The 13,023-nt window shown below is 74.7% G+C and carries 1 protein-coding gene; it reads right to left on the reverse strand.

The features are described from left to right. Positions 1-13,021: SDR family NAD(P)-dependent oxidoreductase (locus tag IE329_RS41315; protein WP_413789716.1), on the reverse strand; the 13,021-nt coding region annotated here is incomplete at its 3' end. Positions 13,022-13,023: the final 2 nt, after the last annotated feature.

The raw sequence follows: 13,023 nt of genomic DNA on the forward strand, positions 1-13,023 counted from the left end.
CACCCTGGTCCGCCAGCACCGCCAGGGCCTTGCTCCGCAGGGCGACCACCTTCGCAGCGTCCTCCAACGACAGCGCACCCGCCACGTACGCCGCCGCGATCTCGCCCTGCGAATGCCCGACGACGGCATCCGGCTCCACCCCATGCGCACGCCACAGCTCCGCCAGCGCCACCATCACCGCGAACAGCGCCGGCTGCACCACATCCACCCGCTCCAACGGAGCACCACCGACCAACACCTCCACCAACGACCAGTCCGTGTACGGCGCCAACGCCGCCCCACACGCATCGATCACCTCCCGGAACACCGGCTCCGAGCCGTACAACTCCCCACCCATGCCCACCCACTGCGCACCCTGCCCCGGAAACACGAACACCGACCGACCCGGCGAACCGGCCGCACCCGTGATGACGCGGGGGTCTCCGTCGGCGAGGGCGGCCAGCTCCGCCACGAGGTCGGTCCGGGTGCTGCCCACCAGGGCCGCCCGGTGGGTGAGCATGGTGCGGCTGGTGGCGAGGGCCCGGCCGATCGCGGCCGGCCGGAGTGCGGGGCGGGCGGTGATGTGGTCCGCGAGCCGCCGGGCCTGGGCGCGGAGGGCGTCGTCCGTCTTGCCGGACAGCAACCACACGGTGGGCTCCGCGGAATCGTCCGCGGCGGGTGGGTCGGGGGTTTCTTCCGGGAACTGTTCGATGACGACGTGAGCGTTGGTGCCGCTGGCCCCGAAGGCCGAGATGCCCGCGCGGCGGGGACGCCCCGTCTGCGGCCACGGCCGGGCCTCGGTCAGCAGCCGGATGTCACCGGTGTCCCAGTCGACATGCGGCGTGGGCTCCTGGACGTGCAGCGTCGGCGGCAGTTCGGCGTGCCGCATCGCCATCACCATCTTGATCACACCGGCCACACCGGCCGCCGCCTGGGTGTGGCCGATGTTCGACTTCACCGACCCCAGCCACAACGGCTCGACCCGCCCCTGACCGTAGGTCGCCAACAACGCCTGAGCCTCGATCGGGTCACCGAGTGTCGTCCCCGTACCGTGCGCCTCCACCGCGTCCACCTCGGACGCCTCCAACCCGGCGTTCGCCAACGCCTGCCGGATGACGCGTTCCTGCGACGGGCCGCTGGGCGCGGTCAGACCGTTGGACGCCCCGTCCTGGTTCACCGCCGAACCCCGCACCACCGCAAGCACCCGGTGACCGTTGCGGCGGGCGTCCGACAACCGCTCCAGCAGCACCAACCCCGAGCCCTCACCCCACGCCGTACCGTCCGCCGTCGACGAGAAGGGCTTGCACCGGCCGTCCGGGGCGAGGGCACGCTGGCGGGAGAACTCCGTGAACTGCAGGGGGGTCACGCTCACGGTCACCCCGCCGGCCAGGGCGAGTGTGCACTCCCCCGAGCGCAGTGCCTGAGCGGCGAGGTGGATCGCCATCAGTGACGAGGAGCAGGCGGAGTCGACGGACACGGCCTGGCCCTGGAGGCCCAGCAGGTAGGAGACCCGGCCGGAGGTGATGCTCGGTGAGATGCCGGTGGCGAGATAGCCCTCGGTGTCGGGCGGTGCCTGGTCGGGGCTGCCGACGTAGCCGGAGGACCAGATGCCGGTGAACACGCCCGTCCGGCTGCCCCGCAACGAGGTCGGATCGATCCCCGCGTCCTCGAAGGTCTCCCAGGCGGTCTCCAGCAGCACCCGCTGCTGCGGATCCATCGCCAACGCCTCACGCGGCGAGATCCCGAAGAAGTCGGCATCGAACCCCGCCGCGTCCGCGAGAAAACCACCCGACCGCGTGTACGACGTCCCGGGACCACCCGCCGGATCATAGAGACGACCCACATCCCATCCGCGATCCGACGGGAACTCCCCCACCGCGTCGACCCCACCGGCCACCAGATCCCACAAGTCCTCCGGCGACCCCACCCCACCCGGCAACCGGCACCCCATGCCCACGATCACCACCGGATCACCCGGCACCGCAACCCCGGCCGGCACCACCGACGCCACATCCCGACCCGCACCGGAGAGTTCGGCGGTGAGGTGGTCGGCGAGGTCGGCGGGGGTGGGGTGGTCGAAGACGAGGGTCGCGGGCAGCCGCAGGCCGGTGGCGCCGGCGAGGCGGTTGCGCAGTTCGACGGAGGTCAGGGAATCGAAACCGAGGTCGCTGAAGGCGAGTCCGGGGGTGATCGCGGCGGCGTCGGAGTGGCCGAGCACGGTGGCGGTGTGGGCGGCGACCAGGGACAGCAGGTCCGACGCGGGGGCCTTCGGCGTCGGCGGGGTCTGCGGCATCGAGAGGTCGGCCGTGGTCAGCGCGGGGCGTCCGGCAGCCAGCGCGGTGTCGAACATGGCCAGGGCGCGTTCGACACCGATGGGACGGATGCCCTTGCGGGCGAGGCGTCGGCGGTCGGCCGCGGTGAGGTGGGCGGTCATGCCGCTCTCCTGCTCCCAGTAGCCCCAGGCCATCGACACGGCGGGCAGTCCGAGGGTCTGCCGGTGCGCGGCGAACGCGTCGAGGTAGGAGTTCGCGGCCGCGTAGCCGGCCTGGCCGGCGTTGCCGAGTACACCCGCGGCGGCGGAGAACAGCACGAAGGCGGCGAGGTGGTGCTCGCGGGTCAGCTCGTGCAGGTGCCAGGCGCCGTCGACCTTGGGACGCAGCACCCGGTCGAGCTGCTCGGCGGTCAGCCGTTCCATGACGGTGTCGTCGAGCACGCCGGCCGCGTGGACGACGGCGGTGAGCGGATGCGCGGCCGGGATCGAGTCCAGTACGGCCGCCAGCGCGTCCCGGTCCGCGACGTCACAGGCCACGACCCGCACGTCGACGTCCCCTTGCGGCTCCAGCTGCGGCACCGCGCCACCGCCGCGGCTGACGAGCAGCAGGTGCCGTACCCCGTGGCGGGACACCAGGTGCCGGGCGACGGCCTGGCCGAGGGTGCCGGTGCCGCCGGTGATCAGCACGGTGCCGTCGGGGTCGATCGGCCGGGGGACGGTGAGGACGATCTTGCCGGTGTGGCGGGCCTGGCTCATCAGCCGGAAGGTGGCGACGGCCTGGCGGAGGTCCGCGGCGGTGACCGGCAGCGGCTCCAGCGTCCCGTCGGCGAGCATCGCCACGACCCCGGCGAGGATGTCGCCCTGCCGCGCGGGGTCGACGTCGTTGAGGTCGAAGGCCCGGTAGTTCAGGCCCTCGGGTGAGCGGACGTCCGTCTTGCCCAGCTCGACGAACCGTCCGCCGTCGGCGAGCAACCGCAGGGAGGCGTCGGTGAGTTCCCCCGCGAGCGAATTGAGGACGACGTCCATGGCCGGGAACCGGTCGGCGAAGCGGGTGTCGCGGGACGATCCGATGTGGTCGTCCGCCAGTCCGAGGCGCCGCAGGGTCTCCCACTTGGCCGGGCTCGCGGTGGCGAAGACCTCCGCGCCGCTGTTCAGGGCCAGTCGGACGGCGGCCATGCCCACACCGCCCGCGCCGGAGTGGACCAGGACGCGGTCACCGGGGCGCAGTTCGCCGAGGTCGAACAGCCCGTACCAGGCGGTGGTGAACGCGACGGGCACCGCCGCCGCCGCGGTGAAGCTCCAGCCGTCGGGGATCGCCGTCAGGAGCCGGTGGTCGGCGACCGTACGCGGCCCGAAGGCGCCGGGCATCATTCCCGTCACGCGGTCGCCGGGTCGCCAGGCCGTGACGCCGGGGCCGACCTCCAGGACGGTGCCGGCCCCTTCGCCGCCCAGCGGGGGCCGGTCCGGGTACATGCCGAGGGTGATGAGCACATCGCGGAAGTTCAGGCCGGCCGCGCGGACGGCGACCCGTACCTGTCCGGGTTCCAGCGCGGCCTCGTGGCAGGGCAGCAGGGCCAGGTCGTCCAGTTGCCCGGTGCCGGACTCGCTCAGCCGGTACGCGCCGTCGGGGGTGGTCAGTTCCGGCGCGTACCTGGCCTGCCGCGGCACCAGGACGCCTTCCCGGTGCAGGGCCAGTTCGGGTTCGTCGCCGGCTGTCCTGGCCGCCCGGACCGCGTCCTCCTCGGACGCGTCGCCCACGTCGACCAGGACGAACCGGCCGGGGTGCTCGGCGGCGGCGCTGCGGACCAGGCCGCGTACGGCCGCGCCGGCCACGCCGCGGGTCAGGACGGCCAGGCGTGCGGCCGCCCGCTCCGGCTGCTCGGCCAGGAAGTCCTGGACGAGCGTGCGGGCCCGCTGGACGAGGGCGTGCACGGAGTCCGGGTCGGCCTCCGCGGTGAGTACCGGGCTCGGCACCACCTCGGCCGGTGTGCTCGCGGTGAGGGGCACCCACCGGGTGTGCAGCACCGCGGCGCGGGCCTCGACGGCCGGCCGGACGGTCAGCGCGGTGATGTCCGCGACCGGGTTGCCGGACAGGTCGGTCAGTGTCACGCGGTAGGTGTCGGGGCCCGTCCGGGCCAGGTGGACCCGGGCGGAGGACACACCGGTGGTGTGCACGGCGACGCCGGAGAAGGAGAACGGCAGCCGGACCCGGGTGTCGGGGCTCAGCAGGATCAGCGGCTGGAGTGCGGCGTCCAGGAGCGCGGGGTGGATGCCGAAGCGGGCGCCGTCGGGGACGGACACCTCGGCGTACAGTTCGTCCTCGCCCTGCCACAACGCCCGCACGCCGCGGAACGCGGGTCCGTACTGGTATCCGAGTCCGGCGAGGAAGTCGTAGAACCCTTCGGGGTCCACGGGTTCGGCGTTCCTCGCGGGCCGGTCGATGCGTCCGGCCGTCACCCGGCCGCCGAGGGTTCCGGACGCGTGGCGGACCCAGCCGTCGTCGCCCTTGGAGTGCACGGTGACCGGGCTGCGGCCGGCGTCGTCCGGGGCGCCGACCGCGACCTGGATGTCCGTGGGTGTGTCCGAGAGCGCGAGGGGCAGGTGCAGGACGAGGTCGTCGAGGGTCCCGCCGGTCAGGGTGGCGAGTTCGAGGAAGGCGGTGCCCGGCAGCAGGACCGTGCCGTCGACGGCGTGGTCGGCCAGCCAGGGGTGGGTGCGGGTGGAGACGCGCCCGCTGTGCACGGTGCTCCCGTCGGGCAGTTCGACCGTGGTGCCCGCCAGCGGGTGCCCGGTGCCGTGGTCGCCGGCCGCGGGGGTCAGCCAGTAGGTGCTGCGCTGGAAGGCGTAGCCCGGCAGCCTGACGCCGTGCGGGCGCTCGTGCGGCCAGGTCACGGCGACGCCCTGGACGTGGAGGCGGGCCAGGGCGGTGTGGAATTCCCCGAGGGCGCCGTGCTCGCGGCGCAGGGTGCCGGTCACCACGCCGTCCATCACCGGCACCAGCACCGGGTGCGGGCTGACTTCGACGAACACCTCGTGGCCGTCGGCGGTGAGCCGGGCGGTGGCCAGGTCGAACCGTACGGGTTCGCGGAGGTTGCGGTACCAGTAGCCGGCGTCGAGGGCGGCGGTGTCGACGGGTTCCGCGGTGACGGTGGAGTAGAAGGGGACGTCCGCGGTCCTCGGCTCGATCCCGGCGAGGTCGGCGAGCAGGTGCTCGCGGATCGCCTCGACCTGCGCGGAGTGCGCCGCGTAGTCGACGGGGATGGCGCGGGCGCGGATGCCGTCCCTGGCACAGGCTGCCAGCAGTTCGCCCAGGGCCCCGGGTTCGCCGGACACGACGACGGTCGAGGCGGAGTTGACCACCGCGACGGTGATCCGGTCGCCCCAGGGGCTCAGGTAGCCGGCGGCGTCGTCCGCGGACAGCGCGACCGAGACCATGCCGCCGTGTCCGGCCAGGGCGACCAGGGCCTTGCTGCGCAGGGCGACCACCTTCGCGGCATCGTCCAGGGACAGCGCACCCGCCACGTACGCGGCCGCGATCTCGCCCTGCGAATGCCCGACGACGGCATCCGGCTCCACCCCATGCGCACGCCACAGCTCCGCCAGCGCCACCATCACCGCGAACAGCGCCGGCTGCACCACATCCACCCGCTCCAGCGGGGCGCCACCGACCAGCACCTCCACCAACGACCAGTCGGTGTACGGCGCCAACGCCGCCCCACACGCATCGATCACCTCCCGGAACACCGGCTCCGAGCCGTACAACTCCCCGCCCATCCCCACCCACTGCGCACCCTGCCCCGGAAACACGAACACCGACCGACCCGGCCGACGGGCAGTCCCGGTGACCAGACCCGGCACCGTCCCGCCCTCCGCCAGGGCGTCCAGGGCCGTGGCGGTGCCCACCACCACGGCCCGGTGCTCGAACACGGTGCGGGCGGCCAGAGCGCCCCCGACCGCCGCCGGACTCACCTCGGGATGCACGGCGGTGAAGGCGCCCAGCCGGCGCGCCTGCTCCCGCAACGCCGCCTCGGACCTGGCCGACAGCGGCCAGAGGACCTGGTCGTCCGCGCGGCCCCGGGGGGAGGGTACGGCGGAGTCGGCCTCGGCGGGCTGTTCGAGGGTGCTCTGCTCGATGATGACGTGGGCGTTGGTGCCACTGATGCCGAAGGCGGAGACGGCGGCCCGTCGTGGCCGCCCGGTCCCGGGCCAGGCGACCGGTTCGGTGAGCAGGCGGACCGCGCCGGAGGCCCAGTCGACGTGCGGGGTGGGCTCGTCCACGTGCAGGGTCCGCGGCAGTTGGCCGTGCCGCATCGCCATCACCATCTTGATCACACCGGCCACGCCGGCGGCCGCCTGGGTGTGGCCGATGTTCGACTTCACCGACCCCAGCCACAACGGCTCCACCCGCCCCTGACCGTAGGTCGCCAGCAGGGCCTGCGCCTCGATGGGATCGCCGAGGGTGGTGCCGGTGCCGTGCGCCTCCACCGCGTCCACCTCGGACGCCTCCAACCCGGCGTTGGCGAGGGCCTGACGGATCACCCGCTCCTGGGAGGGGCCGTTCGGCGCGGTCAGGCCGTTGGACGCGCCGTCCTGGTTGGTGGCGGAGCCCCGGACGACCGCCAACACCTCGTGGCCGTTGCGGCGGGCGTCGGACAGGCGTTCCAGCAGCAGCAGGCCTACGCCCTCGGCCCAGCCCGCGCCGTCGGCCGCGGCGGCGAAGGACTTGCTGCGGCCGTCGGGCGCGCTCGCCCCCTGCCGGGACATCTCGGTGAACAGCGTGGGTTCCGCGTTGACGGTGACGCCGCCGGCCAGGGCGAGGGAGCACTCTCCCGAGCGCAGCGCCTGGGCGGCCAGGTGCAGGGCCACCAGGGACGACGAGCAGCCGGTGTCCAGGGACAGTGCCGGGCCGAGCAGGCCCAGCTGGTAGCCCAGCCGCCCGGACCCGACGCTCGACGCGGTGCCGGTGACCTGGTAGCCCTCCAGGTCGTCGGGGACCGTACCGGCGGCGTAGCCGGTGGACCACATGCCGGTGAACACGCCGGTGGATGTGCCCTCCAGCGTGGTCGGGTCGATACCGGCGTACTCGACGGTCTCCCACGCGGTCTCCAGCAGGAGGCGCTGCTGCGGGTCCATGGCGAGCGCCTCACGGGGTGATATCCCGAAGAACGCCGCGTCGAAGTCGCCGGCGGCGTCGAGGAAGCCGCCCCGGGACGTGCGCGACGTGCGGGGGCGGATTCCCGTCGGGTCGTACAGACGGTCGATGTCCCATCCCCGGTCGGCGGGGAAGTCGCCGACCGCGTCCACGCCGTCCGCGACCAGCCGCCAGAGCTCCTCGGGGGTGCCGACGCCCCCGGGGTAACGGCAGCCCATGCCGATGACGGCGATCGGCTCGTCCGTCGCGGCCGGGGCCGGGGCCTGCGGCGCGTCCTGCTCGCCGGACTCGCCGGCCAGGTGGGCGGCCAGCCGTGCCGGGGTGGGGTGGTCGAAGACGAGGGTGGCGGGCAGTTTCACCCCGAGCGCGGCGGTCAGGCGGTTGCGCAGTTCCACCGCGGTCAGTGAGTCGAAGCCCAGGTCCTTGAACGCCTGCCGGGGGTCGAGCCGCTCGGGGGTGGCGTGTCCCAGCACCCCTGCGACGTGGGTGGTGATCAGCTCCAGCAGGTCGGTGCCGCCGGCGGGGGGTGCGGGCCGGGGGGCCTGCGGCCGGCTGTGGGCCTCGGGCAGGTCCCGCAGCAGTCGGCTCGGCCGCGCGTGGGTGTAGGCGCGGGCGAACTGTGCCCAGTCGGCCTCGGTGACGACCGCGAGGGCCTCGTCGTGGTCGAGGACGTCCTGCAGCGCGTCGAGTGCCCGGCCCGGGTCCAGTTCGCCGAGGCCGAGCAGGGTGCGCTGGCGCTGCACCGACTCCAGGGCCGCCATACCGCCTTCGGCCCAGATGCCCCACGCGACGGAGGTCGTGGCGCGGCCCCGGGCGCGGTGCTGTGCGGCCAGGGCGTCGAGGAAGGCGTTGCCGGCGGCGTAGGCCGCGCCGTGGCCGTCGCCCCACACGCCCGCGGTGGAGGAGAACAGCACGAAGGCGTCGAGGTCCGGCAGGAGTTGCGCCAGGTTCGCCGCCCCGGCGACCTTGGCCGTGATGACCTCGGCGAACTCCGCCGGTGTGGTGTCGGCCAGCCTGGTCGCCCTGATCTCGCCGGCGGTGTGGAACACCGCGCGGATGTCGCCGACGCGCTCGACGAGGTCCCGCAGGGCGTCCCGGTCGGCCACGTCGCACGCCGCCACCGTCACCCGCGCCCCGGCTGCCTCCAGTTCGTCGCGCAGGCCGGCCGCGCCGGGCGCGTCGGGGCCGCGGCGGGAGGCCAGCACGACGTGCTCCGCGCCCTGCCGCGCGAGGCGGCGGGCCACATGTCCGCCGAGCGCGCCGGTGCCGCCGGTGACCAGCACCGTGCCCCGCGGCCGCCAGGACCGCGCGGCCGGGCCCGACGGGGCCTTGCGGCGCAGCCGCTTGGCGAAGCGCCGGGTGCCGCGGATCGCCACCTGGTCCTCGGCCGTGCCGGCGAGCACGACGAGCAGCGCTTGCACACTCTCCTCGTCGGGCACGGCGGGAAGGTCGACCAGGCCGCCCCAGCCGTGCGGGAACTCCAGCGCCGCGGACGCGCCGGTGCCCCACACCAGGGCCTGGGCCGGGCTGGTGACCGGGTCGGTGCCCGAGGTGCTCACGGCGCCGCTGGTCGCGCACCACAGCGGGACGGCCGCCGTCCTCACCGGGTCCAGGCTGCGGACCAGATCCAGGGTGCGGACCAGGCCCGCCGGGAGCACCGGGTGGTCGGGGTGCGGCTCCTCGTCCAGCGCCAGCAGCGACAGCACGCCGTCCACCCCGGGCCGGCCGCCCCCGGTGTCGGCCGCGTCCCAGCTGTCGGCCACCGCGAAGCCCCGTTCGCGCAGGGCCTCGGCCCACGGGTGCCCGGTCGTGGCCAGGACGAGCCAGCGGGCCGGCTCCACCGGGGGCACAGCACCGCTCGCCGGCGCCCATGCCACCTCGTACCGCCAGTCGTCACGGGGCACCGGCGGGGTCGCGGTCACCCAGTAGGGCTCGCGCTGGAAGGCGTACGTGGGCAGGTCCGCCCTGGGTGCGGTGCGGGGCAGGGCCGGGATCCAGTCGACATCGGCCCCGGCGGCGTAGAGGCGTCCCGCCGCGGCGAGGAACTCGGTGAGGCCGCCGTGGCCGCGGCGCAGCGTACCGGTGGCGGCGACATCCAGCGCGGGCACCAGCACCGGGTGCGGGCTGACCTCCAGGAAGAGGTCGTGGCCGTCGGCGGTGAGCCGGGCGGTGGCCAGGTCGAACCGTACGGGTTCGCGGAGGTTGCGGTACCAGTAATCGGCGTCGAGGGCGGCGGCGTCGACCGGCTCGCCGGTGACCGTCGAGTAGAACGGTATCGCCGCCGGGTGAGGCGTGATGTCGGCCAGTTCGGCGAGCAGTTGCTCGCGGATCGCCTCGACCTGGGCGGAGTGGGCGGCGTAGTTGACGGGCAGGCGGCGGGCGCGGATGCCGTCGGCCTCGCAGGCGGCCAGCAGTTCGTCCAGCACGTCGAGGCCGCCGGACACCACGACCGCCGCGGGTCCGTTCACCACGGCGGTGGTCAGCCGCTCGCCCCAACGGGCCAGGTAGCCCGCGGCCTGTTCGACGGACAGCGCGAGGGACACCATGCCGCCCCGGTCGGCGATGACCGCCAGTGCCCTGGACCGTAGCGCCACGACCTTGGCGGCGTCCCGCAGCGACAACGCGCCGGCGACGTACGCGGCGGCGATCTCCGCCTGGGAGTGGCCGACCACGGCGTCCGGCTGCACGCCGTAGGACCGCCACAGGTCGGCCAGCGCCACCATGACGGCGAACAGGGCCGGCTGCACCACGTCGACGCGGTCCAGCGAGCCGTGGCGCAGTTCGTCGACCAGCGACCAGTCGGTGTACGGGGCCAGGGCGGCGGCGCAGGCGTCGATGCCGACGCGGAAGACCTCGGACTGCTCGTACAGGTCACGGCCCATGCCCGCCCACTGCGCCCCCTGTCCGGGGAAGACGAACACGGTCCCGCCGGTACGGGCCGGCAGTCCCGGCGGGAGCGCGGCCAGGCCGGACAGCAGGTCGTCCCGGTCGGTGCCGACCACCGCGGCCCGGTGCTCGAACCGGGTGCGGGCGGCCAGTGCGCGGCTGATCGCGGCGGCCGGGACGTCGGGGTGGGCGGTCGCGTACGCGTGCAGCCGCTCGGCCTGGGCGCGCAGCGCGGCGTCGGTCCTCGCGGACAGCAGCCAGGCGGTGGGGGCGGCCCGGCCGGCGGGTTCCGGAAGGTGGCCGGGGTCCGGGTCGGAGGACTGCTCGATGCTGCTCTGCTCGACGATGAGGTGGGCGTTGGTGCCGCTGATGCCGAAGGCCGAGATGCCGGCGCGGCGCGGGTGCTCGTGCTCCGGCCACGGCCGGGCCTCGGTCAGCAGCCGGACGCCGCCGGCGGCCCAGTCGACGTGCGGGGAGGGCGCGTCCACGTGCAGGGTTCGCGGCAGTTCGCCGTGCCGCATCGCCATCACCATCTTGATCAGGCCCGCGACGCCGGCGGCGGCCTGGGTGTGGCCGATGTTCGACTTCACCGACCCCAGCCACAACGGCTCGTCCCGGTCCTGACCGTAGGCGGCCAGCAGGGCGTGGGCCTCGATGGGATCGCCGAGGGTGGTGCCGGTGCCGTGCGCCTCCACCGCGTCCACCTCGGACGGCTCCAACCCGGCGTTGGCAAGGGCCTGACGGATCACCCGCTCCTGGGAGGGGCCGTTGGGCGCGGTCAGGCCGTTGGACGCGCCGTCCTGGTTGACCGCGCTTCCGGCGACGACCGCCAGCACGCGGTGGCCGTTGCGGCGGGCGTCCGACAGACGTTCCAGCAGCACCAGGCCGGCGCCCTCGGCCCAGCTGGTGCCGTCGGCCGCGGCGGCGAAGGGCTTGCTGCGGCCGTCCGCCGCGAGGCCGCGCTGGCGGGAGAACTCGGTGAAGCCCAGCGGTGTCGCCATGATCGTGACACCGCCGGCGAGCGCCAGCGAGCACTCGCCCGCGCGCAGGGCCTGGGCGGCCAGGTGGACGGCGACCAGGGACGACGAGCAGGCGGTGTCCACGGACAGCGCCGGGCCGCGCAGCCCGAGGTGGTAGGCGACCCGGCCGGACGTGACGCTGGTCGCGACGCCGGTGAACAGGTACCCCTCCAGGTCCTCCGGCAGGCCGGGCCCGGTCGCGTACCCGGACGACCAGACGCCGGTGAACACGCCGGTCCGGCTGCCGCGCAGCGAGGCCGGGTCGATCCCGGCGTGCTCGAAGGTCTCCCACGCCGTCTCCAGCACGAGCCGCTGCTGCGGGTCCATCGCGAGCGCCTCACGGGGCGAGATGCCGAAGAACGGGGCGTCGAAGCCGGCCACCGCCTCCAGGAAACCGCCCCGGGTGGTGTACGTGGTGCCCGCGCCGCGCAGGTCCGGGTCGTACAGGCCGCCCAGGTCCCAGCCGCGGTCGTCCGGGAAGTCGCCGATCGCGTCCACGCCCTCCGTGACGAGCCGCCACAGGTCGTCCGGCGAGGCCACCCCGCCGGGGAAGCGGCAGCCCATCCCCACGATGACGACCGGGTCGTCGTGGGCGGCCGGGGAGGCGGGGTCCGGCCGGTCGCCGAGGCCGGTGCGCAGCCAGTCGATGAGCTCCGCGGGCGTCGGGTGGTCGAAGACGAGACCGGAGGGGAGTTGCCGGTCCAGCGCGCCGGCCAGGCGGTTGCGCAGTTCGAGCCCGGTGACCGAGTCGAATCCGAGGTCCTTGAAGGTGAGCGCGGGATCGATGTCCGCGGGGTTCTCGTGGCCGAGCACGAGCGCGATCTGCGCGATGACCACGGCGGCCGCATCGACCGCGTCGGGGTCGCCCGGGTCCGTGCCGCCCACCCCGGTGTCGCGGGTCTGCGGGCCGCCGTCCGGCCGGCCGGACGCGGCGCTCTCCGCTGCGTGGCTCTCCGGGCCGGCCGGGGTCCGTCCGCCCTGCCCGGCGGTCGCTTCGGGCAGCCAGTGCGAACGGCGCTGGAAGGCGTACGTGGGCAGGTCGACCGGCGCGGCCTCGGCGACCGCCGGGGACCAGTCGACCGGCACACCGGCCACGAACAGCCGGGACAGCGCGGTCAGGAAGACGTCCGGCCCGCCCCGGTCGCGGCCCAGCGTGCCGGTGGCGACGCCGGGCACGCCGGTCCGCTCGCGGGCCTGTTCCAGGATCTGTTCGAGGACGGGCAGCAGCACCGGGTGCGGGCTGACCTCGACCACGACGTCGTGCCCGTCGGCCAGCAGTGCGGCGGTGGCCAGGTCGAAGCGGACCGGCTCGCGCAGGTTGCGGTACCAGTAGCCGGCGTCGAGCTGCGTGGTGTCGTCGAGGAGGCCGCCGGTGACCGCCGAGTAGTACGGGACGGTGCCCTGCCGCGGCCGCACACCGTCCAGTTCGGTGTCCAACCGCTCGCGGATCGCCTCGACGTGCGCGGAGTGGGAGGCGTAGTCCACCGGGACGACGCGTGCCCGGACACCGTCCGCCGCGCAGGACTCGACCAGTTCGGACAGAGCCTGGGTGTCGCCGGACACCACGACCGAGCCGGTGGCGTTGAACACGGCGACCGTCAGCGCGCCGCCCCAGCGCGACACGTAGTCCTCGGCCCGCTCGGCGGACAGGGCCACCGACACCATGCCGCCCCGGCCGGCCAGGGCCACCAGGGCGCGGCTGCGCAGTGCCACGA

The sequence above is a fragment of the Kitasatospora indigofera genome, from assembly GCF_014655955.1.
In the GTDB taxonomy this organism is placed as follows: Bacteria; Actinomycetota; Actinomycetes; order Streptomycetales; family Streptomycetaceae; genus Kitasatospora; species Kitasatospora indigofera.